This window comes from Ruthenibacterium sp. (assembly GCF_017421385.1).
In the GTDB taxonomy this organism is placed as follows: Bacteria; Bacillota; Clostridia; order Oscillospirales; family Ruminococcaceae; genus Ruthenibacterium; species Ruthenibacterium lactatiformans.
This window is the reverse complement of record NZ_JAFOIN010000046.1, coordinates 1-24,826: the sequence shown is the minus strand read 5'-3', so window position 1 is coordinate 24,826 and position 24,826 is coordinate 1. Positions and strand designations below refer to the sequence as shown.

At 56.8% G+C, this 24,826-nt stretch carries 19 protein-coding genes, 1 tRNA gene and 1 pseudogene; 4 read left to right on the top strand and 17 right to left on the bottom strand.

The features are described 5' to 3' along the window. Nucleotide 1 precedes the first annotated feature (1 nt). A complete protein-coding gene (locus IIY41_RS05005; protein WP_055080683.1) occupies nt 2-640 on the top strand; it encodes a thymidine kinase in 639 nt (212 codons plus the stop codon). Between the two features lie 136 nt (nt 641-776). On the opposite strand, the gene IIY41_RS05000 is transcribed toward IIY41_RS05005, so the two are convergent. The 6 genes from IIY41_RS05000 to fucO all read right to left on the bottom strand — a co-directional run bounded on the left by IIY41_RS05000 (nt 777) and on the right by fucO (nt 8,202). Continuing rightward, on the bottom strand, nt 777-1,895 hold the full coding sequence (locus IIY41_RS05000; RefSeq protein ID WP_287400042.1) for a DUF3810 domain-containing protein: 1,119 nt from the start codon (nt 1,893-1,895) through the stop codon (nt 777-779). A gap of 3 nt (nt 1,896-1,898) precedes the next feature. Beyond that, nucleotides 1,899-2,171 (bottom strand): metal-sensing transcriptional repressor, encoded by a 273-nt coding sequence (locus IIY41_RS04995; protein ID WP_009325409.1) that lies wholly within the window; start codon nt 2,169-2,171, stop codon nt 1,899-1,901. 3 nt (nt 2,172-2,174) lie between these two features. Continuing rightward, nucleotides 2,175-4,787: a heavy metal translocating P-type ATPase gene (locus tag IIY41_RS04990; protein ID WP_287400039.1), complete on the bottom strand. Its 2,613-nt coding sequence runs from the start codon at nt 4,785-4,787 to the stop codon at nt 2,175-2,177. A gap of 142 nt (nt 4,788-4,929) precedes the next feature. Next, a complete protein-coding gene (locus IIY41_RS04985; RefSeq protein WP_058723326.1) occupies nt 4,930-6,036 on the bottom strand; it encodes a DUF6709 family protein in 1,107 nt (368 codons plus the stop codon). Between the two features lie 169 nt (nt 6,037-6,205). Beyond that, complete coding sequence (fsa, locus tag IIY41_RS04980; RefSeq protein ID WP_058723327.1) at nt 6,206-6,862, bottom strand: fructose-6-phosphate aldolase; 657 nt, start codon at nt 6,860-6,862, stop codon at nt 6,206-6,208. A gap of 191 nt (nt 6,863-7,053) precedes the next feature. Continuing rightward, nucleotides 7,054-8,202 carry a lactaldehyde reductase gene (gene fucO / locus IIY41_RS04975; protein WP_055080679.1) on the bottom strand — a complete coding sequence of 383 codons (1,149 nt, stop codon included), beginning with the start codon at nt 8,200-8,202 and terminating at the stop codon, nt 7,054-7,056. Nucleotides 8,203-8,712: 510 nt separating this feature from the next. Between fucO and IIY41_RS04970 the strand changes: the two genes are divergently transcribed. After that, nucleotides 8,713-10,167 carry an MFS transporter gene (locus IIY41_RS04970; protein ID WP_055080678.1) on the top strand — a complete coding sequence of 485 codons (1,455 nt, stop codon included), beginning with the start codon at nt 8,713-8,715 and terminating at the stop codon, nt 10,165-10,167. Nucleotides 10,168-10,295: 128 nt separating this feature from the next. On the opposite strand, the gene IIY41_RS04965 is transcribed toward IIY41_RS04970, so the two are convergent. The 5 genes and pseudogenes from IIY41_RS04965 to IIY41_RS04945 all read right to left on the bottom strand — a co-directional run bounded on the left by IIY41_RS04965 (nt 10,296) and on the right by IIY41_RS04945 (nt 14,768). Then, a complete protein-coding gene (locus IIY41_RS04965) occupies nt 10,296-11,066 on the bottom strand; it encodes a dimethylarginine dimethylaminohydrolase family protein (protein ID WP_009325403.1) in 771 nt (256 codons plus the stop codon). Nucleotides 11,067-11,073: 7 nt separating this feature from the next. Further along, nucleotides 11,074-12,315: an argininosuccinate synthase gene (locus IIY41_RS04960; RefSeq protein ID WP_009325402.1), complete on the bottom strand. Its 1,242-nt coding sequence runs from the start codon at nt 12,313-12,315 to the stop codon at nt 11,074-11,076. An 85-nt stretch (nt 12,316-12,400) separates the two neighbouring features. Next, a pseudogene (locus tag IIY41_RS04955) lies at nt 12,401-13,123 on the bottom strand (amino acid ABC transporter ATP-binding protein). Further along, nucleotides 13,110-13,814: an amino acid ABC transporter permease gene (locus IIY41_RS04950; protein WP_055081038.1), complete on the bottom strand. Its 705-nt coding sequence runs from the start codon at nt 13,812-13,814 to the stop codon at nt 13,110-13,112. Before IIY41_RS04950 ends, IIY41_RS04955 begins: the two are co-directional and overlap by 14 nt. 102 nt (nt 13,815-13,916) lie before the next feature. Then, nucleotides 13,917-14,768 (bottom strand): ABC transporter substrate-binding protein, encoded by an 852-nt coding sequence (locus IIY41_RS04945; protein WP_050005631.1) that lies wholly within the window; start codon nt 14,766-14,768, stop codon nt 13,917-13,919. Between the two features lie 269 nt (nt 14,769-15,037). Between IIY41_RS04945 and alr the strand changes: the two genes are divergently transcribed. After that, the gene (gene alr / locus IIY41_RS04940) at nt 15,038-16,189 is read left to right on the top strand and encodes an alanine racemase (RefSeq protein WP_279611662.1); all 1,152 of its coding nucleotides are present in this window, start codon (nt 15,038-15,040) and stop codon (nt 16,187-16,189) included. A 59-nt stretch (nt 16,190-16,248) separates the two neighbouring features. Then, complete coding sequence (gene argH / locus IIY41_RS04935; RefSeq protein WP_287400030.1) at nt 16,249-17,586, top strand: argininosuccinate lyase; 1,338 nt, start codon at nt 16,249-16,251, stop codon at nt 17,584-17,586. Between the two features lie 85 nt (nt 17,587-17,671). Here the strand turns inward: argH and IIY41_RS04930 are convergent, their stop codons facing one another. The 6 genes from IIY41_RS04930 to bsh all read right to left on the bottom strand — a co-directional run bounded on the left by IIY41_RS04930 (nt 17,672) and on the right by bsh (nt 24,364). Next, complete coding sequence (locus IIY41_RS04930; RefSeq protein ID WP_009325394.1) at nt 17,672-19,003, bottom strand: uracil-xanthine permease family protein; 1,332 nt, start codon at nt 19,001-19,003, stop codon at nt 17,672-17,674. A gap of 322 nt (nt 19,004-19,325) precedes the next feature. Continuing rightward, on the bottom strand, nt 19,326-20,027 hold the full coding sequence (gene sigK / locus IIY41_RS04925) for an RNA polymerase sporulation sigma factor SigK (protein WP_287400027.1): 702 nt from the start codon (nt 20,025-20,027) through the stop codon (nt 19,326-19,328). A 132-nt stretch (nt 20,028-20,159) separates the two neighbouring features. Further along, nucleotides 20,160-21,776 carry an amidohydrolase gene (locus IIY41_RS04920; RefSeq protein WP_353806296.1) on the bottom strand — a complete coding sequence of 539 codons (1,617 nt, stop codon included), beginning with the start codon at nt 21,774-21,776 and terminating at the stop codon, nt 20,160-20,162. Between the two features lie 165 nt (nt 21,777-21,941). Continuing rightward, nucleotides 21,942-22,032, bottom strand: a tRNA-Ser gene (locus tag IIY41_RS04915). A 98-nt stretch (nt 22,033-22,130) separates the two neighbouring features. Further along, on the bottom strand, nt 22,131-23,258 hold the full coding sequence (locus tag IIY41_RS04910; RefSeq protein ID WP_173022215.1) for an anaerobic sulfatase maturase: 1,128 nt from the start codon (nt 23,256-23,258) through the stop codon (nt 22,131-22,133). Nucleotides 23,259-23,386: 128 nt separating this feature from the next. After that, entirely contained in the window at nt 23,387-24,364 is a 978-nt protein-coding gene (bsh, locus tag IIY41_RS04905) for a choloylglycine hydrolase (RefSeq protein ID WP_155201636.1), read from the bottom strand. Between the last annotated feature and the right edge of the window lie 462 nt (nt 24,365-24,826).

Genomic DNA, 24,826 nt, shown 5'->3' with positions numbered 1-24,826 from the left:
AATGGCAAAGCTATATTTCCGATACGGCGCCATGAACAGCGGCAAGAGCACCGCGCTGATGCAGGTAGCCTACAACTACGAAGAGCGCGGCATGCGCGTGCTTATCATGAAGCCCTCCATAGATACCAAAGGCGGCGAAAAGCTGATGTCCCGCCTGGGTGTGGAGCGGCGTGTTGACATCGCGGTGCGGCCGGATATGGACCCGTTGGCGCTGGTGCGCGCGGATATTGCAAAAAACGGGCCTCTTGCCTGCGTTCTGACGGACGAAAGCCAGTTTTTCACGTCATGGCAGGCCGAACAGCTTTTCATGGTGACTGTGGCGCTGAACGTGCCGGTCATCTGCTACGGCCTGCGGGCGGATTTTTCCCTGCAGGGTTTTCCCGGTTCCACCCGTCTGCTGGAGCTTGCCCACAACATCGAAGAGATGAAAACCATCTGCCAGTGCGGGCGCAAGGCAATGTTCAACGGCCGCAAGGTAAATGGAAAATTTGTGTTTGAAGGCGCACAGGTGGCCATTGACATGGAAAACAATGTGCAGTACGAATCGCTGTGTCCCCAGTGCTATTTCCGCGAACGGGACAAGTTTTTTGCAGAAAAGGCGGCGGAGGCGGCACAGAAACCCGGCGCAGACGCGCCGTGATGCGCATTTTCTCCGCCGATTCAAACCAGAAAGCCCGCTCCGGGTACAGGCGTAAGGCCGTTCCCGGAGCGGGCTCTTGTATTCTATTTTACGCGCGCCGCAAGGACGGAAGCTGTCAACCGCCGGCGGCAAACTTTTACATACCGCCGTAATAGGCCACCAACAGGTCCACCACCGCGCCGTAGCTTTTGGAGCCGAGCTCCTGGTCGTAGCTTTGCAGAAATCCCGAATAAGCGCTGTCCGCCGCCTTGGACACCGGAGACTCGAACTGCCGCCAATAGGCGTTGTTTGCGAGAATATCCTCGTTCGCCGTCTGGCATACCTGCTGCGCGATCTCCAGCCATTTTTCATAAGACGCACCGTACAGCGCGTTGGAAAGATGGATATACCCCAACAGATAACCCGAATACGCATACAGCGGGTCGCCGCTGGTGTCGCACGCGAGGATGGCCACAAAATTGGCCGTCTGTTCGGGAGCGACGCCGCGCACATGCGCCAATTCATGGGCAATGGTCGCAGGCAGCAGGCATTCGGGCGAATCTACATTCAAATTCGCCTCCCCGGTGAACGGGAAGAAAAAACCTGTAAAATTCAGCGCGCTCAGCACCCGGGAAAACAGCATGGGCTTGGGGCTGACGGCGGAAACAGACAAAAACGGGTACTGCTGCTCCAATGCGTCGTACAATGTGCCGGATGCGTCAAAAATAGCCTGTGTATCGCCGGAGAGCACGCCCGGCGCGGCGTGAGGCGCCAACGGCGCCGCCGCATTCAGCTTTTCCATAAACAGGCGCGTTGTGGTCTCAAGCTCGTCCAGTGTTACGGGCCGGGCCGTTACGCCTGCCTGTTCTTCAAACGTTTCCGCGTAATAAGTAAGGCCCCACAGCAGCGTAAAGCCCGTGTAAACGCTCAGTGCCACCAGCACGCCGCCCAGCGCACGCCTCCACAGCACTGCCAGCCGCCGTCCGCGCCCACGCGCCAACAGCCACACCGTGCGGCCCACATACCAGATGCAGAACAAAACCAGCACGGCCCAGCACAGCTCGGCCACAGAAAAGGGCGCAAAACCACACAGCCATCCCACTGCCCGGTGGTATGGCTGCACGATCTTGTGCACGATGAAGTCCGATGCGGCGCGGCTGCGCATTACAAGGCGCAGCGCCAGCAGAAACGCGCCCACCGCTCCCAGTGCGAGATACAGCTTTTTGTCGCTCCGCCACGCCCGCGCCGCGGCGGCTTTTGCTTCTTCTCCCCGCATCCGTCAGCGCCCCAGCTTATCGACAAGCGCAAGCACTTCGTCCATCTTCTCCGCCTGCAGGGCCGGGTCTCCGCTTTCAAACGCCTCCTGCACGCAGCCGCCGATATGCGCTTTTAAGATCTCTTTGTTCGCCTTGGTGAGGATGGACTGCGTGGCCATCACCTGATTGGAAATGTCCACGCAGTAACGGTCGTTCTCCACCATGGCAAGGATGCCGTCCAACTGGCCGCGCGCCGTTTTCAGCAGCCGCGTGACCGTCTGCTTATCCGCCCGCACGGCTTATTCCACCGAAATGACGGTGTAGCCCGCATCTTCCACGGCGGCCTTCAGCGTATCGGCGCTCACGCCGTCCTCCACAGTACATACGGCCTTTTTCTCTTCCAGGCTCACATTCGCGGCAACGCCCGAAATTCCGTTCAGCGCCTTGTCCACATGGCTGCGGCAGTTCTGGCACATCATACCTTCGATAATCAGTGTAATGGTCTTCATTTGTTTTTCCTCCCTGTCGTTTTTGTTGATATTCTCATTTTGAGGCAATTCTATCCGTTCGGCGCGCGGCTGGGCGGGCACAGGCGAAAAGGACGCCTCCTGCTCCGCGGCGGCATGCGCCGGATGGGCTTTGAAACGCTTGAGCCGCAGTGCATTCATTACGACGCACACGCTGGAAAGGCTCATGGCCGCGGCGCCGATCATCGGGTTCAGCCGCAGATGGAACGGCAGGTACAAAAGCCCCGCCGCGACGGGGATGCCCACCGTGTTGTAAAAGAAAGCCCAGAACAGGTTCTCCTTGATGTTGCGGATAACGGCCTTGGACAGCCGGATGGCCGTGACCGCGTCGGCAAGGTCGCTTTTCATCAGCACCACATCGGCGCTTTCGATGGCAACGTCCGTGCCCGCGCCGATGGCGATCCCCACATCCGCGCGGGCCAGCGCCGGCGCGTCGTTGATGCCGTCTCCCACCATAGCGACGGTTTTCCCCTGCTGCTGCAGAGCCGCCACATGCTGCTCCTTTTCCTGCGGCAGCACCTCGGCAATGACATGGGGGATGTCCAACTGGCGGCGGATGGCCTCCGCAGTACGCCGGTTGTCGCCCGTCAGCATCGTCACATCAATGCCCATACGCTTTAAGTCCGCAATGGCTGCGGCGCTGGAAGGCTTGACGGTGTCCGCTACGGCGATAACGCCAAGCACCGTCTTTTCGCCGCAGAACAGCAGCGGGGTCTTCCCTTCGCCGGCCAGCGCGTCCAGCTTCTGCTTCACAGGGGCAGGCAGCGCCATACCGCGCTCCGCCAGCATGGCTTCATTCCCGGCGAAATAAAGCTCCCGCGCATACCGCCCTTCGATGCCCTTGCCGAACACCGCCTTGAAATCCGTCACCTCATAGGGCTGCACGCCGCGCCGGGCGGCGCACTCCAGCACGGCCTGTGCCAACGGATGCTCGCTTTGCCGCTCCAGGCCGGCGGCCAGCGCAAGCAGTTCATTCTCCGCCAACGCGCCGACGGGCAGAATGTCCGTAACGGCAGGCTTTCCTTCTGTTATTGTACCAGTTTTGTCAAGCACGATGGCGTTGATGCTGTGCGCCGTCTCCAACGCCTCGCCGGATTTGATGAGGATTCCGTTTTCCGCCCCTTTTCCCGTGCCCACCATGATGGCCACGGGCGTGGCCAGACCCAGCGCACAGGGACAGGAAATGACCAGCACGGAGATACCGATGGAGACCGCAAATTCCGGCGTCTGCCCGGCGAGAAGCCAGCCGATGGAGGCCGCCAGAGCAATGCCGATGACCACCGGCACGAACACGCCGGAAATTTTGTCCGCCAGCTTTGCAATGGGCGCCTTACTGGAGCTTGCGTCCTCTACCAGACGGATGATCTGGGCCAGCGTGGTATCCGCGCCCACCTTGGTGGCACGGAACTTGAAAAATCCCGCTTTATTGATGGTGGCCGCGATCACGGTGCTGCCCGGCTCCTTTTCCACGGGGATGCTCTCGCCTGTGATGGCCGCCTCGTCGATGCTCGTGTTGCCTTCAAGGATCACGCCGTCCACGGGCACGCTCTGGCCCGGCCGCACCAGCACGGTATCGCCCACAACGACCTCCTCCACAGGGATCACCGTCTCCATCCCGCCGCGCTCCACGGCGGCTGTTTTGGGCGCAAGGTCCATCAGCTTGGTGATCGCCTCGCTGGTCTTGCCCTTGCTCCTGGTCTCCAGATATTTGCCCAGCGTGATGAGCGCGAGGATCATCGCCGCCGATTCGAAATAAAGATCCATGTGATATTGGGACACCAGCGCATGGTCCCCCACGCCCAGGCCATAGCCGATGCGGTAGATGGCAAACACGCCGTATACCAGCGCCGCAGTGGAGCCGATGGCGATCAGGCTGTCCATATTCGGGCTTCCCCGGAGCAGCGTCTTGAACCCCACCTCGTAATACTTGCGGTTGACATACACCACAGGCAGAGTCAGCAAAAGCTGTGTAAGGGCAAAGCCCACGGCGTTTTCATGCCCTGTCAAAAAGCCCGGCAGCGGAAGGCCGGCCATGCTGCCCATGGAAACATACATCAGCGGCGCCAGGAAGGCAAACGAGACCCACAGGCGCATGCGCATGTTTTTCAGCTGCGCCTGCATGGGGTTCTGCACGGGCGCGCCCCCCGGCTTTGCGGCGGGGCCCGCCCCCCGGCCGTCTGCAGGCGACGCGCCGTAGCCTGCATGCTCCACCGCCTTGACGATCACATCCTGCTTCAGCGGCGCATCGCTCTCTACCACCATACTGTTCGTCAGCAGGTTCACCGACACTTCCGACACGCCCTGCACGCCGCGCACCGCCTTTTCCACATGGGCGCTGCACGCCGAGCATATCATGCCCGTGACGTTGTATTTTTGTTTTACCATCTCGTTCCCTCTCTTAAAACCTCTCCCCCGGGGTGGGGGTCTGTATTCATACTATACCTATTTAGTATTATTGTCAACCGATTTTGCAAAAAATATACGGCCCCTCTCCGGAGGGGCCGTACAGCCGAACATCTTTCTTTTTTCAGGAATCATAAGGCTCCGCGGCAGTCTGCGTGCCGAAAAGCTCGGCGCGCAGCGCTTCGTCGTAAGGCAGGCGCACAAAATCCTCCAGGCGCGTATTGTAAATCTGCTCCAGCCGGGCCGTATAACCCACTACCACATGCGGCATCGCGCGCTGCACTGCGTCCAGCGTCTCGTATACCATGTCCTGTTTTTTCATGGATATCTCATACATCTTCTTATCCCGCGTGCGCACCACCAGGCCGTGCGTCTTGCCCGTGGGAATGCCGTTGGTGCGGTGCTGCACCGTGCGCATATACGCCCACGCCACATTTTCAGCGTCCAGTACTGTCGTTTTGCCTCCGGTCTCGAACATCATCCACCGGCCTGTACGCACTCCGTTCACAGGCTCAGTGCTCTGGTAGAACGTTTCCAGCTGTTCCAGCATCGCTTCCGGACTCTCGCTTGCCTTGCAGTAAGCCCGGATGCATTTTTGGTACCGCCCCGTCAGCGCACCCGCCAGCATCCAGACCGCCGCAAACAGCGCCACGCCCGCGCCTGCCGTGAGCAGCCAGGTACCGGATTGGTCCATGCTGCCCAGGTAATCCGCTTTCAGCACCAACGGCAGGAACATCTGCTGCTCCTCGGCCGTCCAGTCGTCATAGCCGACCACCTGATGGTAAAAATCCAGCGACTCTCCCGACAGCGGCAGAATGGTCCCCCGCACCGTAAAGCTTTCCCCCGGCGTCTGGCTGGCGCCTGTCAGCAGTTCATAGGATGCATCCAGCAAATCATCCGCTGTGCTGATATATCCGGCGTCCACCGCAAGGCCCATATATTCCGCATCCCCTACCGGAATAATGTATTCCTTCTCTGTGACAGTAGAGCGGTTTGTGGATGTATTGGTGCGCTCTGTATAGGCATACCAGTCATAGATCAGGTATACCTCCGCCTCCACGTATTGCCCTTTCAGCTCGGACACATCCAAAGAGTCCAACGGCTTCGGGCCGCCGATGGCTTTGAATGCGCCGAAGCCCGTCCCCCACAGCAGCCCCGCCGCCAGAGCCAGCGCGATGATGATCGACGCAGCGTGTCCCTTCAGACTTTTCATTTTCAGTTCCTGCAGCATAAATGCTTCCTCCTTCGCGGACAGCCCCTTTTCCCCATCCGCACTTATTTTCTTTATTGTAGCAGGATATGCGCCTGTGCGCCACGTTTTTTCTGCATTTCGGCGCAACTTTTACAAGCAGAAACAAAAAGGCGGGGCCGCAGCCGCGGCCCCGTCTGTATGGCTTGAATTATTTTCCGAACACCTTTTCGTAGTCGGCCCGGAATTTTGCGATGCCCGCATCCGTCAGCGGATGCTTTGTCATCTGCTCGATGACACTGTACGGTACCGTGGCGATATCCGCGCCCGCCAGCGCGCAGTCCGTCACATGCACAGGGTTGCGCACACTGGCCGCAATGATCTCCGTATGGATATCGTCATACATGGCGAACATATCCGCAATGGTGCGCACCAAATCAATGCCCGGCATGCTGATGTCGTCCAGACGGCCCAGGAACGGGCTGACGTACGCCGCGCCCGCGCGCGCAGCCAGAAGTGCCTGGTTCGCGCTGAAGATCAGCGTCACATTGCACTTGATGCCCTCTGCGGAAAGCACCTTGGTCGCTTTCAGGCCCTCCACCGTCATGGGAATCTTCACCACCATGTTCGGATGGATCGCCGCGATCTCACGACCTTCCGCGATCATGCCCGCCGCGTCCTCGGTGGTGGCCTTTACCTCGCCGGAGATGGGGCCGTCCACAATGGACGCGATCTCACGGATGACCTCACCGAAATCCCGCCCCTCTTTTGCAATCAGGCTGGGGTTCGTCGTCACGCCGCAGATAACGCCCATATCGTTGGCTTTTTTGATGTCCTCCACGTTTGCTGTGTCGATAAAAAACTTCATAGCACCCTGTCCCTTTCCGTTTTGTTTTGAACGCCTCCCGCACCCCTCCCAAGGCGCAGGGCTTCAACTCTTTCAGTATAATCCCGGAACACGCCCAAAGTCAAACAGAAACGACGTTTCTTTTACGGTTTCGACAAAAAAACAGCCCGGAGCGTATGCCCCGGGCCGGCAGCCGCCGCGGCGGCTCTGTTTTACATCATACTGCGGTACAGCGCGGCAATTTCCTCCACACTGGTGTCGCGCGGGTTGCCCGGACGGCACGCATCCGCAAAGGCGCTCTCGGCAAGGAACTGCACGTCCTCGTCCTTCACAATGGCTTTCAGGTCTGCGGGAATGCCCACATCCTGTCCCAGCTTGCGCACAGCGTCGCAGGCGGCCTTGCGGTATTCCTCCTGCGTCATTGCGTCCACGCCTTCCACCCCCATGGCGCGGGCGATCTCCCGGTATTTTTCACCCGTGTACGGCGCGTTGTATTCCATGACGACCGGCAGGATGATCGCGTTGGCAACACCGTGAGGCGTATCATACAGCGCACCCAGACCGTGCGCCATGCTGTGTACGATGCCCAGGCCCACATTGGAGAAGCCCATGCCCGCCACATACTGCGCCAGCGCCATGCCCTCGCGGCCCTCGGCTGTGTTTTCCACAGCGCCGCGCAGATGCCTGGCGATCAGCTCAATGGCTTTCAGATGGAACATGTCCGTCATTTCCCATGCCGCCTTTGTGGTATAGCCCTCGATGGCGTGCGTCAGCGCGTCCATGCCCGTGGCGGCTGTCAGGCCTTTGGGCATGCTTGCCATCATATCCGGGTCAATGACCGCAACCTCGGGGATATCGTTGGTATCCACGCACACAAACTTGCGTTTTTTCTCCACATCGGTGATGACGTAGTTGATGGTCACCTCAGCGGCAGTACCCGCAGTGGTCGGCACCGCAATGGTAAACACGGCGTGCTTCTTCGTGGGCGCTACGCCCTCCAGGCTGCGCACATCGGCAAATTCCGGGTTCTCGATGATGACCCCGATGGCTTTGGCGGTGTCCATGGAGGAACCGCCGCCGATGGCTACGATGCAGTCCGCGCCGCTCTTTCGGAACGCGGCCACGCCTGTCTGAACGTTCTCAATCGTAGGATTGGGCTTGATGTCGCTGTATACCTCATAGGCAAAGCCCGCTGCGTCCAGCAGGTCCGTCACCTTTTTGGTTACATTGAATCGAATGAGATCCGGGTCCGAGCACACAAAAGCCTTTTGAAAGCCGCGTGCCGTCAGTTCGGGGACAATATTCCCGATCGCGCCCTTGCCGTGATAGGACACCGTATTCAGTACGATGCGGTTTGCCATAAATAATCCTCTCCCTTATACAATGTAATAAAAGTTCTCCCCTCACCCGTCCCGTCGGATGGTGCATGGGGGACTGCACATTCTGCGGGCGCAGCATATCCGCCCGCCCTGATATTCATTCTACAACCTTTTTTCCCAAAATTCTACTCCCGTGTTTTGTATTAAACCGCTTTTTCTGTCAGGCAAGTTTTGCACACCTCGGGAAAGCGCTTTCAAAACCTGAAAGCATTGCAAACTTACGGCCGTCAAGCGCAGCGTTAAGAAACCGTTAAATCGCATTTTCTTTGTTTCACCAATTGTCAAGAGAAAAGTTTTTACTATTTTTAGTATTTATTTTTGCTTTTTAGAACAAATGTATGTCCAAAATACTATTCACGCAACATTTGCAATTATTAACACAATATTCACAAATTCAAGTTTTTCATTCCGTGTTAATATGTGAATAGTGACAAGCGTGATATTCCACGCTTTCATCAATCAGGGCTCCGGCCCGCAAGGAGGAGTAAATCTATGGCGACTAAAACCGCCGCGGTAGACGCCAAGGGCTACCGCAAATTCGGCTTTCGCGATGTGCTTGCTTACGGCTTAGGCGACTTCGGCTGTAACATGAGCTTCGCGCTGAAAGGCACGCTCACCATTTTCTGGACGCAGTACATGGGCATCGATTCCATCCTGATGGCTTCCCTTCTGCTGCTCGTGCAGGTTTGGGATGCGATCAACGACCCTGTGATCGGCGCGATGGTCGACGCGGACAAGCGTCAGTACAAGCGCAACAAATTCCTTGCCTACATCTGGGCCGGTTCTGTCGGCCTGCTGGTGGCCGGCGCTCTGTGCTTCGTGCCCTGGACAGGCGCTCCCTACGTTGTAAAGTGCATTCTGTTCGTGGCCGGCTATATCCTGTGGGATGCGTTCTACACCGTTGCCAACGTTCCTTACGGCTCCATGCTTTCTCTGATCACGGCTGATCCGGTCGAGCGTGCGAAGCTTTCCACCGGTCGTTCCGTGGGTTCCATGGTCGGCAGTATTTCTGCTTCTGTTATTCTGCCGATGCTGATTTATGATGCCAGCAACAATCTGCTGGGTGAGCGTATTTTCATCATCGCGCTCGTCATGGGCATTCTTGGTTTCATCGCTTTCCAGTTTATGATCCGCAACACCGTCGTGCGTGTGGATACGCAGGTCACGCTGAAGGAAGACGCGCCCAAGTTCAACCCGCTGAAGGCTACCGGCCACTTCCTGCGCAACCGCGCGGCAGTGGGCGCCACGCTGGCCCCTGTCGGCCTGTTCATCGGTATGTACGGCGCTCAAACTGCTCTTCAAATCATGTTCCAATCCTATTTTAAAAACGCTCGTATTTCCGGTATCATCGGCATGCTTTCTTATGTCGGCCTGTTCCTGTTCATCCCCTTTGTTGGCAAAATCGTCAGCAAAATCGGCAAGAAGGAAGCTATTACCATCGGTGCTTGTGTCAGCGTTTTGGCCTATATCCTGATGTTTATTCTGCCCATCACTCCGGACGGCAAGGGTTTGGCGCTGTTTGTTGTCTGCCAGCTTCTGAATGCCATTGGCGGCGGCATTGGCCAGTGCGTGAGCTGGTCTCTGATGGCCGACGCGATGGACTACGAGGAATGGAAGTTCGGCACCCGCAACGAGGGCACTACTTACGCACTGCACTCTTTCTTCCGCAAGTTGGCGCAGGGCATTGGACCGTCTCTTGGCCTTATGGCTGCCACATGGCTGGGTTACAACGCTGCCTTGGGTGCAAACCAGACCATCGAGGTTGCTACCAATATGCGCTATCTGACAGCCGGTGCATATCTGCTGAGTGCTGTCCTGCAGTTGATTGCTTACGGTGTTATCTACAATCTGGACAAGAAAACACTGGCCCAGATGGAAAAAGATCTCGGCAAGCGCCGCGACGACGCCAAGGCCGATCTCTCCAAGATCATCGGCGGCGAAGACTGATTCTGACCGTTCTCCTTCAAATATTTTCACACTCAAACAAAACGGCGCGCTGCCTGTGCAGCGCGCCGTTTTGCTATGCACTTGGCAGCAGGCTATGGTAACTGCTGCCGGGGATGGAGAAAGCCTTGTCAGAACCGCAGCGAAAGGCAGCTGAGCCCGCCGTCTATCTTCTTATATTCCGAAGTATCACACGTCAGGGTTTGATAGCCCGCCGCCTGCACCGCCTTCAATACCTTGGGATACCCTTCCGGCACAATGACCTTTCCGTTCACCCAAATGCAGTTTGCTGCGTACGGCTCGTCCTTCGGGACGGTTATTTTCGTATATCCTTCAAATGCAGGTTTTGTGCAGAACTCACCCGCGGTGAGCATCACACCGTTTTCCAGATAAACCACGCCTGTTTTCAGGTGCAGCACCTCGGTGAGCGGTACGCCCACCACCTTGCAGCCGAACGGTTCCAGAATATTCGCCAGCTGCTTCACACCCTCAGGGTTGGTGCGCCCGGAGAGCCCTACATAAAAGGTATCGCCGCACATCATCACGTCGCCGCCCTCCAGCGTACCGGGTGCTTTTATATGAAAAATTTTGTCGGGCGGATAAAATTCCGCCACTGCCGGCTCAATGGCTGCCGTTTCGCCCTTGCGGCTGGGTGCGCCGGGATTTGTGATCACCGCGCAGTATTTCGTCAGCACCGCGGCGTCCTCTACAAAGCAGCTGTCCGGATATGCCTCGTCTGCGGGCAGTACCGTTACATCTACGCCGCATTGCCGGAGCGTCTCAATATATGCCCTGTGCTGTTCCAATGCTTTTTCATAATCCGGAGCACCCAGCTCCGGGTGGCCGGTAATGCCGTGCACCATTGCGGTGCACGGCGTTTTTACGATCACATGGCTGAACATCTTCGGCTCACTCCTTTTCCGCCGCCAGCTTTTCCTTCAGCTTGGCCTGCACGGTAATGGGCAGGCCGAACAGATGAATGAAGCCCGCGGAATCCGCCTGGTCATATACCGAATCTTCGCCGAAGGTCGCCAGATCCTCACTGTACAGGCTGTACGGAGATGTAGTTCCCGCCGGAATGATATTGCCCTTGTACAGCTTGAGCTTCACATCACCGGTCACATTCTCCTGCGTTTTGTCCACAAAGGCGGACAACGCCTCGCGCAAGGGCGTGTACCACTGGCCGTTGTAAACGATATCGGCAAATTTCTGCGCCACCAGCGCCTTATAGTGAGCGGTCTCCTTGTCCAGGCACAGCATTTCCAGCTGCTCGTGGGCAAAATACAGGATGGTGCCGCCCGGCGTCTCGTACACACCGCGGCTTTTCATGCCCACAAGACGGTTTTCCACAATGTCGATGATGCCGATGCCGTTCGCGCCGCCCACAGCGTTCAGCTCTTTCAGCAGTGTGCTGGCCTTCATGGCCTTGCCGTCCAGCGCGGTGGGCTTGCCCTTTTCAAAATGAATGGTAATATAGGCGGGCGTGTCGGGCGCCTGCTCGGGCGCGACGCCAAGCTCCAAAAACCCCGGTTTTGCGTAATCCGGCTCGTTTGCAGGGTCCTCCAGGTCCAACCCCTCGTGGGAAAGATGCCACAGGTTTTTATCCTTGGAATAATTCGTTTCACGGTTGATCTTCAGCGGCACATGGTGCGCCTCTGCATAGTCGATCTCCTCTTCGCGGCTCTTGATGTCCCATTCGCGCCAGGGAGCGATGATTCCCAGGTCCGGTGCAAAGGCTTTTATGGCAAGCTCAAAGCGTACCTGGTCGTTGCCCTTGCCCGTGCATCCGTGGCAGATAGCGTCCGCGCCTTCCTTTTTGGCAATCTCTACCAGCTTCTTCGCAATGGGCGGGCGCGCAAAGCTGGTTCCCAGCAGGTAGGTGCCTTCGTATTTTGCCCCCGCCTGCACCGTGGGAATGATATAGTCTTCCACAAACTCGTCCACAAGGTCCATCACATACAGCTTGCTGGCGCCGGTGGCAAGCGCCTTGGCCTCCAGTCCGTCCAGCTCTGTTCCCTGCCCTACGTCTCCGGCGGCGGCAACGACCTCGCAGCCGTAATTCTCTTTCAGCCAGGGAATGATGATGGAGGTATCCAGCCCGCCGGAATAGGCGAGCACCACTTTTTTGTACTGCTTTTTCTGCTTTTCCATGTTCGTTCGCTCCTATTGCAAATATCGTCTGCCGGGACTCCGGCGTTTGTGCCCGGCCTTTTTCCGGGGAAATACCGCTGCCGCGTTACAGCACCTTGGAGAGGAAGCTTTTCAGGCGCGGATTCTGCGGGGATGCAAACAGCGCGTGCGGCTCATTCTGCTCCATCACACATCCGTCATCCATAAACAGCACCCGTGTGGATACCTCGCGCGCAAACCCCATCTCGTGGGTCACAATGACCATTGTCATGCCCTCCCGGGCCAGTTCGCGGATAAGGTCCAGCACTTCGCCCACCATCTCAGGGTCCAGCGCACTGGTAGGCTCGTCAAAAAGCATCACTTCCGGCTCCATGGCCAGCGCGCGTACGATGGCGATGCGCTACTTCTGCCCGCCGGAAAGCTTGTTTGGATAGGCGTCCGCTTTGTCCGCCAGGCCGATACGCTCCAGCAGACGCATGGCTTTTTCATCCGCCTCTGCCGGTGTCTGCAGCTTCAGGTTGACGGGCGCCAGCGTGATATTCTGTTTCACCGTCAGATGCGGGAACAGGTTGAAATGCTGGAATACCATACCCATCTTCCGGCGGATGCGGTTGATGTCACAGTCCTTTGCGGTGATGTCCTTGCCCTCGAACCATATCTCTCCGCCCGTGGGCTCCTCCAGCCTGTTCAGGCACCGCAGAAAGGTGCTTTTTCCGCTGCCCGACGGACCGATGATGGCGATTTTTTCGCCCTTTTCAATGGTCTCCGTCACGCCCTTGAGCACCATATTCCCGCCGAAGGCCTTTTGCAGATTTTTAACCTCGATCACTTTGCGCCAGCCTCCGTTCCATTTTTTTCTGAATGGCTGTCATGCCTACCACCAGCAGCAGATAAATGGCCGCCGCAATGAACAGCGGCGCGCTGTTGAACGCGATGCCCCGGATGGAATCGGATACCTTCGTCAGATCCCGCGCGGCGATATATCCCGCCACACTGGTCTCTTTAAGCAGCGCGATGAACTCGTTGAACAGTGCGGGCAGAATATTTTTGACCGCCTGCGGCAGCACGATGAGCCGCATCGTCGCGCCCTCGGAAAGCCCGAGGCTTCGCCCTGCCTCCGCCTGTCCGGGGTCGATGGAAGCGATGCCGCCCCGGATGATCTCTGCCACATAAGCGCCCGAGTTGACGCCGAAGGCGAACACGCAGGCCTCAAAGCTGCCGTTGAACAGGATTGTGTAGGCGATCAGGAGCTGTACGACGATGGGCGTGCCGCGGATGACCGTGACATATATACCGCAGGCGGCATTTACTGTTTTCCAGCCAAAGCTCTTTTTGCCGCCGGCATAATATTTCACCAGCGCCACCAGCACGCCGATGCACACGCCGATCAGGCACGCCAGCGCCGCCAGCGCTATGGTCATCCCCAACCCCTCGAGATATTGAACCCATCGGCCTTTGTACACCGTCACCTTATAAAAATCGCTCAGCAGCTTGTTCAAGTCGTTCCAAAAATTTTCCACGGAGGGATAGCCCCTTTCCTTATTTGCTCTGACGCATGCTCCCGAAAGCTGCACGGCCCGCGCAGCGCGGGCCGTGCGCATTTTCCGCCTGCCCTCCGGACGTCAGCCCTCTGCGCAGATCTTCAGATGCTTATCCGTCAGCGACTCCACTGTGCCGTCGTCCATCGCCTTCTGCAGCACACTGTTGACGACCTCCAGCAGGTCCTCGTTGCCCTTGGCCACGCCCATGGCCATTTCCTCCTCGGTGAGAAGCTGCTCCACAGTTTCCAGTGCATCCGGGTTCGCCATTGCCAGCGTCTGCGCAGGCACCTTGTCCAGGATGGCCGCGTCCGCTTTTCCTCCCATCACAGCCGTAGCGCATTCATTGGCATTTTTAAACGCCAGCGGTTCAATGCCAAGCTCTTCCTGTGCGTAGATGTGAGCGGTCGTGCTCTCCTGCACAGCGATATTCTTTCCCGCAAGGTCGTCGGCCGTCTTGATATCGCTGCCCTTCGGCACCAGCAGGATCAATCCGTTCAGTGTATAAGTAATGGAGAAATCAATTTGCTCCGCGCGCTCGGGCGTAGCCGTCATACCCGCTGCAATGAGCTGCCCCTTACCGCTTTTCAGCGATTCGATCAGCAGGTTGAAGTCCATATCCAGCACTTCCAGCTCCACGCCCAGCTCATCGGCCACCAACTGCGCCAGGTCGATGTCCACACCGGCCGGCTTGCCGTCCTCGCCCAGATATTCGAACGGCGGAAAACCCGTGGCCGTCATCATCGTCAGGACGCCTTTTTCCTGAATCTCCTCCACAACGGACGTCCCGCCTGCTGAGTCCTGGCCGGATGCCCCGGAGGACGCGGACGCGCTGCCCGCCGCCGAGCTTGCCGGAGCGGATGCGCCCGAACCGCCGCAGGCCGCCAGGCCCAACATCAGAACCGCTGCCATTGCAAATGCCAATATCTTTTTCATAACTCCCATGCTCCCTCTCTTGTTCCCATTTTGTGCGCCGCCCCTCCGGCGGCTTCCATGGCATTATTATATTCGCATATCTATTCATTGTCAACGAATTTTTATGCGATTTGTTTCTTTTCTGCACATTGCACAGCATTTAACCCTCCGTGCACGCCTTCATAAGCATATTTATACAAAATTGAATTTATTTTATGTATATATTTGCATTTATTCTTTAATCATGCTACTATATATACATTCTCAAACAAAGATGCGGAGCGGTAAAAATGCTTGATACAACCTTATGCAATTCTTATCTTAGCGTAAATTTGCAGACGATCATTAATAATATGCAAAGCATTCAAGAGGATATCGGGCCGGATGTGGAATGCATCCCTGTGTTGAAGGACAATGCTTACTGCCTGGGTGCTGTACCCATTGCCAAAGCGCTTTGCACCTACGCGAACGTGCGCACCATCGCAGTTGCGCAGGTGTGTGAGGGCGTTGAACTGCGGCAGGCCGGATTGTCCGCTCCTGCCGTTCTGGTACTGGGCGGCGTGCCGGAGCGGTTATTCCCGGCTGCGGTCGAGTATGGGCTGCAGCTCACCGTGTTCCATCCGTCCACTGTGTATGCACTGGAAAAACTGGCCGCCGCGCAGGGAAAACGCGCCGAAGTACAGATCAAAGTTGAAACCGGGCTGAACCGCACCGGCGCAAAGCCCGGCGCAGAGCTGGGCGCGCTGGCCGCCGCGCTGGCCGCCTGTCCCCATGTGCGCACAATGGGGGTATTCTCCCATTTTTCCACGGGCGAGACAAAAGAAAGCCCTACGGCCTACCGGCAGTTTCAACTTTATCAGCAGGCTTTGGCACAGCTTCAGGCCGCAGGCATCGATCCGCCACAGAAGCACATGTGCAACAGCGGCGGCAGCGACTGGTTCCGCGCCTCGTTCTGCAACGCAGTACGCATCGGGCGCCGGCTGTATATGGATAATCAGGCCGAACCGCTCACACCCGGAACGCCGGGTGCGGTGCAGGAGGCCTGCAGCTGGCGCGCCTCGGTAACGAACCTGCGCGTTGTGGAGGCCGGAGATACTGTGGGATATGACGCAGCCTGGACAGCGCCGCGCCGCACCCGCGTCGCCACCGTATGCGTGGGCTACGGCGACGGCCTCTACTATCCTCTGGCGGAAGCAGGCGGCCCGCTGCTGGTGGGGGGACAGAAAGCCCGGCTTCTGGCTACCTGCATGGACCAATGCTTCGTGGATGTGACTGATATTCCCTGCCGCGCAGGAGACGAGGTCACCTTTTTCGGGCAAAGCAGCGGGGGTGCAGCCATGCCCATCCAGGAACTCGGCAAGTTCATGCATGTGGAAGGCGTATATTTTTACAGCTTCCTCTCTCCGCGCGTGGCGCGCGTATACGAGGGACTGGAACCGTGAACGGAACATCTGCGCGGATGCGCCGCACATAAAACACAATATACAGGAGGAAATACGATATGCCGAATACCTATGAAACCAAATTGTGGGGAGGGCGCTTCCGCGGCGATGAGGACGCGCTGATGCAGCATTTCAACAGCGAGTGCTGGCGCACCAGCTGGCTGGTGGAGCCAGATATCCAGGGCAGCCTTGCCCATGTGGCCATGCAGGTAAAATGCGGCCTGCTCACCTCCGCCGAGGGAGAGGCGCTCACCCGAGGCCTGGAAGCCATCCTGGCCGATTTCAAGGCCGGGCAGCTTGTTTACACCGAAGAATACGAGGATGTGCATACCTTTGTGGAGCTTCACCTGATACGCCGCGTAGGGGACGTGGGCAAAAAGCTGCACACCGCCCGCAGCCGCAACGACCAGTGCAATGTGGATATGAAGTTGTACGTCAAGCAGCAGGCACATCATGTGGCCGCTCTTATCGACACCTTCTGCGCCACGCTGCAGCGTGTTGCAGAGGAAAACCCGTGGATGATGCCAGGCTACACTCATCTGCAGCGCGCGCAGGTGGTAACGTTCAAATACCATCTGCTGGCCTACTGTGAAATGATGCTGCGGGACAAAAAACGCCTGCTGAATGCCGTGGATGTGATGGATGAATCCCCCTTGGGCTGCGGCGCGCTGGCAGGAACCACCCATATCATCGACCGCTCCTATACCGCTCAGCTCCTGGGCTTTTCCCACGGCGCATGCAAAAACTTTTTGGATGGCGTGTCCGACCGGGATTTTGTGCTTGAGGTACTCTCGGATTTCAGCATCCTAATGATGCACCTCTCCCGTCTGGCCGAGGAGCTCATCCTCTGGAGCAGCGCTGAATTTGGTTTCGTGGTGCTGGACGACAAATATACCACGGGCTCCAGCATCATGCCGCAGAAGAAAAATCCGGACGGCGCGGAGTTGGTACGCGGGCGCACGGGCCGCGTCTACGGCGACCTGATGGCCTTGTTGTGTGCGATGAAGGGTCTGCCTCTGGCCTACAACAAGGACATGCAGCAGGACAAGGACTCCTTTGCAGATGCGCTGGACGTGGTAACAGCTTCATTGATGATGATGGAGCGCATGATCGGTACGCTGCAGGCAAAGCCAGAGGCCATGGAGGCCGCGGTGAAAAAGGGCTTTCTGAATGCCACGGAAGTGGCGGACTATCTGGTGCAGCACGGCGTTCCCTTCCGCGACGCTCACGGCATCGTGGGACAGATCGTTATTTATTGTGAGGACGCGCAGAAAGGCATCGAGGAACTTTCCCTGGACGAACTGCTTCAGTTTTCACCCGCCTTCGGGCCGGATATCTTCAGCTACATCGACTACGCCGCCATTCTGCAAAAAGGCATCAAAAAAGAAATGCTGTAATACAAATAAAAAGCGCCCCCGCCTGCGGCATAAGGCCGCTGCGGAGGCACTTTTTATTTTCGGAACTGATGCGGAGAAGTTTCGCTTATACTTCGAAGTTCACGGCGGTGTCGCCCTTCAGGTCCGTGCCGAACTCATAATCGTTGCCCGGCAGAATGGCATTGAGCAGAATGCCCACAATGGCCGCGATGGCAAGGCCGGACAACGTAAAGCTGTAAGATGCGCCAAGCGGCACCGTGATGCCGCCCACGCTGTTGAAGCCCAGCGCGGAGACCAGGATGACGGCCGCGATGATCAGATTGCGGGATTTTGTGAAGTCCACCTGGTTCTCCACGACGTTGCGCACACCCACGGAAGAGATCATGCCGTACAGCACAAAGGAGATGCCGCCGATGATGGCGGAAGGCACCGTCTGGATGGCTGCGCCGATCTTCGGGAAGAAGCTGAGCAGGATGGCAAAGCACGCAGCGATACGCATGACACGGGGATCGTACACCTTCGTCAAAGCCAGCACGCCGGTATTCTCGCCGTATGTAGTATTGGCCGGTGCGCCGAAGAAACCCGCCAGGCTGGTGGCAAGGCCGTCGCCCAGCAAGGTGCGGTGCAGGCCGGGGTCGGACAGGTACGGACGCTCACAGGTGGCACTGATGGCTGCAATGTCGCCGATATGCTCCATCATGGTGGCCAGTGCGATGGGCGCAATGGTGATGCAGGCGCTGACGCTGAACTTGGCCATGCTGCCCGTATGGATGGCCAGGCCGAACCAGTCGGCCTGCTGGATGGCGGTAAAATCCACCTCGCCCATGAAGAGTGCAGCGATATAAGAGACCACGATACCGATGAGGATGGGCAGGATCTTCACCATACCCTTGCCCCAAATGTTGCATACCACGATGACGGCCAGCGCGATAAATGCCAAAAGCCAGTTGGACTGACAGTTCGTGATGGCGCTGGGCGCAAGGATCAGGCCGATGGAAATAATGATGGGCCCGGTGACGACCGGCGGAAAGAACCGCATGATCTTGCGCACGCCGAACACTTTGATGAGAGCGCTGAGGATCACGTAGATCAGCCCGGATACTACGATGCCGCCCGCCGCATACGGCAGCATCTCGCTGGGGGTGCCATCTGCACCCAGCGGGGCCACAGCAGCATAGCCGCCCAGGAACGCAAAGCTGGAACCGAGGAACGCCGGCACCTTGCCCTTTGTCAGCAGATGGAACAGCAGCGTTCCGATGCCCGCGAACAGCAGCGCCGTGGAAACGCTGATACCCGTCAGAATGGGCACGAGCACCGTCGCGCCAAACATGGCGAATGTGTGCTGCACGCCCAGCACCAGCATCTTGGGTACGCCCAGCTTACGGGCGTCGTACAGCCCTTCCCTGCCGAGCTCGATCTTTTTGGTCTCTTCGCTCATTGATACTTCCTCCTCAAATCAAATGCCTTCTATTCCAAACACCATGTACGGTGTAAAGGCCGCGCGGCCAAAAAAAGAGGCATTTCCCTTATCGCCGCCGATAACGGAAAATGCCTTTTCTGTTATGAAGGAAAGAATAGAATATACGGCCCCGCCGTGCAGCCGAACGCCGCGCAGGGAAGGATAAGCGCCGTATGAAGCTGTGCGCAAAGCTGCCGCATGTTCCAAACCTCTCTTTACATTTTACTTATAATACCAGACATGCGCGCGCGTTGCAATACTTTTTTCTCCCTTCTTTTTCAAAATTTGCAGCGGCGGCATTTCAACCCTTTCCCGCACTCGCTCCTTTTCGCATCATTGCGCGCAGCTCTTCCAGCGCTTTTTTCTCGATGCGGGATACATAGCTGCGGCTGATGTACAGGATATCCGCCACCTGCTGCTGTGTCAGCGGCTGCGTGCCCGAAAGGCCGTAGCGCATGATGACGATCTGCCGTTCCCGGCCGGAGAGGCGGTTCACCACACGGTAGAGCGCCTCGGTCTCCTCCTTGCGCTCGTAGTCCTCGTGCACGTCGAAGGTATCGGCCACTACGTCGTTCAGTGTCAGGCTGTTCCCGTCCTTATCGCTGTCGATGGGCTCCTGAATAGACACGTCGTTCTGGCTTTTTTTACCCGCTCGGAACTGCATGAGCACCTCATTTTCAATGCAGCGCGCTGCATATGTGGCAAATCGTGCGCCTTTGGTATTGTCAAAGCTGTTCACCGCCTTGATAAGGCCGATGGTTCCGATGCTGATCAGGTCCTCCTGGTCTGTGGAAGAAGCGTAGTATTTTTTTACGATGTGCGCCACGAGGCGCAGATTGTGCCGGATGAGCTTATCCCGCGCCGCCATGTCGCCGTTCTTCATCGCCTCGAATGCTGCGATCTCGTCCCGCGCGGAAAGAGGCTTCGGGAAACTGCTGCTTTCCAGGTGCAGTGCGAAATATAAAATCTGGCTTGCGACAAAGCTGAATATGATACCAAACATCTGTATGCCCTCCTTGTATGCGATACTACATTGTATGGCAGGGGACACGGCGGCATGCCGCGGGACAGGCGCGTTCGCTATGTTTTGCCCATTGGAAAGCGGCCCGCATATTGCGGGCCGCTTGTGCTGCATTCAGATGTCTGTACGGTAGATCGTCTTTCCGTCCTTGACCGTCTCCAGAATACGGATATCACGAAGATGCATGGGAAGCGCCTTCAATGGGTCCTCCTCCAGAATCACCAAATCCGCCCGTTTTCCCGGACGCAGGCTTCCTTTGCTTCCTTCCTCAAAATACTGGTATGCCGCATTGATGGTCACGGCGCGCAGAGCATCCAGGACCGGAACGCGCTCCTGCGGCCCCAGCACCGTCCCCTGCTTTGTAACGCGGTTCACTGCGCACCATACAGTCTCCAGCATGTCCGGCTGGATAACGGGTGCATCCTGATGGAACGTATAACGGAGGCCCTGTGCGCCCGCAGAGGCCGCGGGGCTGATGCGCGCCGCGCGTTCCGGTCCGAGATTCTCGAGATGCACGTCGCCCCAATGGTATACATGAGCCACAAAAAAAGACGGTATCATCCCGTTCTGTGCCGCCCGGGACAGTTGGTCCGGCGCAAGCATCTGCGCATGGATGATAACGGGACGTATTGCCCGGCAAGGCTTACCGGACGCAGCGCGAGCCCTGAGGCGTTCCCCATACACGCGCAGATACTGTTCGCAGGCGGCGTCTCCGTTGCAATGCACCAGCAACTGCATATTTTCGTCCAGCGCTCGGTCCACATACCCGGCCAGTTCTTCGTTGCTCATACGCGGATAACCGCGATAATTTTCCTCTGCACCGCAGTACGGCTCCCGCAGCCACGCGGTGCGTGCCTGAGGTGAGCCGTCCAAAAAAGTTTTGTAGCCTCCCACCTTAAAACGGCCGCTGTACTGTCCGATGTGTTCGGACAGCGCCGTTCGCATGCCGTCCGCCTGTGTGATATCCAGATATCCCACCACGTCCAGCTTCAGCAGACCCGCCGCGCACAGCTGCCTGTACAGCGGTTCCATCGCCGGTATCATCATTCCTTCCTGCACCGTGGTGACGCCACGCCGCGCATAGCCGTCCTGCGCGCGCAGATATGCGCCCATCAGGTCCTCCGGCGCCGGCATTGGAACGCGGCTCTGGCAATTCAGAAAAGCGGTCTCTTCCATGTAGCCCGTCACCTTTCCGTCCGCGACCTCCATCATGCCGCCCTCCGGCACAGGTGTATCCGGCGTGATTCCCAGCCGTTCCAGCGCAAGCGTGTTCAAAACGCCCGTATGGCCGGACTGGTGAGCCATAATCACCGGATTGTCGGGAGCGGCACGGTCCAGCACTTCTCTGCGCGGCGGACGTTTTTCCCGAAGAACGTTATGGTCGAAACCCTGAGCGGCGACCCATTTCCCCTTTGAAATATGGTTATCGCGGATAAACGCCGCGATACGTTCTTCGATCTCGTCAAAGCTGACGGCCTCGCCCAGGGGCACCTGCAAAAGTGCGTTGGCACAGCCGGAAAAATGGCTGTGCGCGTCAATGAACGCCGGCATCAGCGTATGGCCTTTCAAATCGACCATCTCACAATCCCGTCCCGCCGCCGCGCGCACCTCTGCCTCGCTTCCCACGGCGCGGATCACGCCGTCCTCCACCAAAAGCGCCTGCGCATACAAAATGTCCTCCATTGTAAGCACAGTTCCGCCGTAATACATCCGCTTTGCCAAAGCGAGCACATCCTTTCCTTTTCGCACCCTACCGGCGCTTTATGATTTACTATACATCGAATAGTTTTCCAATTTTACTGTAAATCATGAATAATGCGTAAACAAGGCCCAGCCTTTTGTCCAAAGACAAAACAAAACGCACCGGAAGCATTTTCAGCTTCCGGTGCGTTTTTCTGGCGGAGAGTTAGGGATTTGAACCCTAGGTACCTTTAAAGGGTACACACGATTTCCAGTCGTGCGCCTTAGACCACTCAGCCAACTCTCCAAGCAAATGGTGCTTTACTATATTACCCAAATATCGGAAAATTGTCAAGTGTTTTTTTTGCCGTTCTGGATTTTTCTGCATTTTTGCGGGAGAAACGCTTACCGCATTCTGCTCCGGCGCTCCTGCCAGGCGATCTCACCTATGCGATCTGCGGCATATTCAAAAAAGCGCCGAAACGATTCGCAATAATAATTTTCCGTATCGTCCGCCCCGCCTGTCCAGTCGCGTCTGCATCCCCCATTGCACAGCGGCACCCATCTGCAGCTTGCACACCGGGACGGGCGAAGCCGCCCCTGCCGTAAAAATTCGGAAGCCGTCTCATCGTTCGCCAGTTGTTTCAGACTGTCTGTATGTACGTCGCCCATCCGCCATCGGTCCAGCACATAAAAATCGCAGGGATAAACACCTCCGTCCGCTTCCACGACAAAATAGCTGCCACAGCCGCCCGAAGCCGCACAGGTGCTTGCCGGCTCCCCCATTGCAAGATGAACATAGTCATCGAACAAGCGCACGCTGGTATAGTGTCCTTCCGCCCAGTCGCGGTACCATTGGTCAAACAACCCGCACAAAAAATCTCCATACAGTTTTGGCGTCAATGAATATACTGCGCGGCCCCGCTGTTCCTCCAAAGGGTCAAGACATGGAATAAACTGCAGATAGCGCACTCCCAGCTTTTTCATTGAGGCATATGTTTTCTGCGGATGCTTCGCGCATTGCCCCGTCACGACGCATAACAGGTTTGTCTCCACTTCAAATTTTTGCAGCAATGCCAGCGCCTTAGCCACACGCCCGTATGTGCCATCCCCTTTTGTGTCCACGCGGTAATGGTCGTGCAGCTCCCGATACCCGTCCACAGAGAGGCCCACCAGAAACTGGTTTTCCTTTAAAAAATGCGTCCATTCCTCATTCAGCGCCATGCCGTTTGTCTGAAGCGCATAACTCACCTGCCGGTCCAGCGGCCGGAACGCGCTTACCATCGCTACGAAATCCCGAAAAAAGTCCAGCCCGGCCACCGTAGGCTCGCCGCCCTGAAACGCAAAACTCACCGCTCCGTGCTCATCCGCTGCTGCAAAAGCTGCTTCAATTAAAGCCCCGGCGGTTTCACGGGACATCACGCCCATGCTCTTCACTTCCCTGTTGTCCGAAACATCCGCATAAAAACAATAACGGCATCTCAGATTACACAGGCTGGAGGCGGGTTTGATCAAAAGATTGACGTTCTTCACCGCGCATTCTCGCTCCTCTCTTATCGTGCGAACTCAAAACACCCCGGAAACCAGTATAGCAAATCGCTGTTTCATACACAACAAGAACGGCCTCATCATACATTTTCCGAGTTATCTGCCTGAGAAAATCAATTTTGCATTTTGACTTGCTGCTCCTGAATCAGAGGATAGCGCACCAACCCCGTACTGGCCAGGGCTTCATGGTGCATATCCACAGCAGTGATCTGACGGTTTTCATAAGTCGTATAATAATAAATGCCTTTGCTTGCATTGCAGCAGGAAGTATAAAGCGTTATTTCATATTTTCCATCTCCCACATCGCAGCAGCCGCGCTGCTGCTCGACCGAGCCGAGAATGTGGAAAAACTGGCTGACGCTCTCCTTTTCCGTACAGCCGGAAACGGAATTCATCCTAGTGAAAGCGGCCCGGACAAAACGGGACTGAGAGGATAAATCGCCCGGCAGCCCGAGCCCGCCCATCCCGCGGCTGTATGCGGATAACGGCAATTCGGAAGAAAATAAATTTTCCGGTGTTTTCGGAGACAGACGCATATAATTGTTGAGCCCAAACATTTGTTGTTCAAAAGGAGGGTTGTTGGTGAGGACGCCAACCGGATTTTCATAAATCCTGAGCCCCTCCCGAACCGATTCGACCGTAATGGCCCCTTCCCGGTCGGCGATCAGCCAATGAAGCTGTGCTGCCGGCATCTGCTCATTGAACGGAAGTCCCACAAGATTGGCTTTTGCAAGGAGCGCGCCGGCCTCCTTCACAGTGGCGCACTGCCCCAGGACCCAAGGAATAAACTCGAATACAGCGATATTATCCTTTCCTTTCGCCGGAGACGCCGCATAACAAGCATTTCCCACGAAGTTCAGCCCTGCCATGCCCAGCCCTTTTTCGTTGACCGCGTCGTAATACAGCGGATACTCCTGTGCAACACAAGCCATACCGATAACAGCAAAATGGTGCGGCATCCCCGCCATATACCGAAAAGGAAACGGCTCGTTGCGCGGCGTTATTACGACTTCTTCCCCATACGAAAATTCGTAGTCTAATGTGCGTCCAAAATAAAAATCCTTCGTTTTATAGGTCGCTGCCGTACACATGTGTTATCCTCCCGCTGCAAAAGTTGGATTTTTCCGCGATAACTGCCATGCCTCAAATCTGTTCGCGCTTCAGGGCCCATTTTGGGGGTGTGTTTTCAAAACTTTCCATTTTCAATGCCGCATTTCTGCCGAAAACTCTGCTGCTTTTGAGGCACCAAATTCTTTACCTTTATATTTTACAATATCTGTCCTGTTTTTGCACGCGGACGATAAATATTTTTTCATATGCTATTTTTTTATCCATCATAAGCTTATGGCTCAAGAACTCGTTGCGTTCATGCAAAATCTGCCGCAAATAAATATCCCCGGCAAAGCCGGGGTTTTTTCATATGCGGGCATAGCCCTAGAATACTAGCACGCGCGTCACGTCGCGCAAGTACGGTCTGCCAGCCGCGAAAGTTCCGTTACTTGCCGCCCGTAAACGGGCACTTTAGAAGTTTGGCATGGTCAGCTGCTCTCCTG

Coding starts and splice junctions, on each gene's coding strand:
- sigK (WP_287400027.1), bottom strand. CDS start 20,027: ATGTTTGGTATCATATTCAGCTTTGTCGCAAGCCAGATTTTATATTTC.
- IIY41_RS04985 (WP_058723326.1), bottom strand. CDS start 6,036: ATGCTGCAGGAACTGAAAATGAAAAGTCTGAAGGGACACGCTGCGTCG.
- IIY41_RS05005 (WP_055080683.1), top strand. CDS start 2: ATGGCAAAGCTATATTTCCGATACGGCGCCATGAACAGCGGCAAGAGC.
- IIY41_RS04960 (WP_009325402.1), bottom strand. CDS start 12,315: ATGGAAAAGCAGAAAAAGCAGTACAAAAAAGTGGTGCTCGCCTATTCC.
- bsh (WP_155201636.1), bottom strand. CDS start 24,364: ATGTGTACGGCAGCGACCTATAAAACGAAGGATTTTTATTTTGGACGC.
- argH (WP_287400030.1), top strand. CDS start 16,249: ATGCCGAATACCTATGAAACCAAATTGTGGGGAGGGCGCTTCCGCGGC.
- IIY41_RS04965 (WP_009325403.1), bottom strand. CDS start 11,066: ATGTTCAGCCATGTGATCGTAAAAACGCCGTGCACCGCAATGGTGCAC.
- fsa (WP_058723327.1), bottom strand. CDS start 6,862: ATGAAGTTTTTTATCGACACAGCAAACGTGGAGGACATCAAAAAAGCC.
- IIY41_RS04970 (WP_055080678.1), top strand. CDS start 8,713: ATGGCGACTAAAACCGCCGCGGTAGACGCCAAGGGCTACCGCAAATTC.
- IIY41_RS04990 (WP_287400039.1), bottom strand. CDS start 4,787: ATGGTAAAACAAAAATACAACGTCACGGGCATGATATGCTCGGCGTGC.
- IIY41_RS04945 (WP_050005631.1), bottom strand. CDS start 14,768: ATGAAAAAGATATTGGCATTTGCAATGGCAGCGGTTCTGATGTTGGGC.
- fucO (WP_055080679.1), bottom strand. CDS start 8,202: ATGGCAAACCGCATCGTACTGAATACGGTGTCCTATCACGGCAAGGGC.
- IIY41_RS04930 (WP_009325394.1), bottom strand. CDS start 19,003: ATGAGCGAAGAGACCAAAAAGATCGAGCTCGGCAGGGAAGGGCTGTAC.
- alr (WP_279611662.1), top strand. CDS start 15,038: ATGCTTGATACAACCTTATGCAATTCTTATCTTAGCGTAAATTTGCAG.
- IIY41_RS05000 (WP_287400042.1), bottom strand. CDS start 1,895: ATGCGGGGAGAAGAAGCAAAAGCCGCCGCGGCGCGGGCGTGGCGGAGC.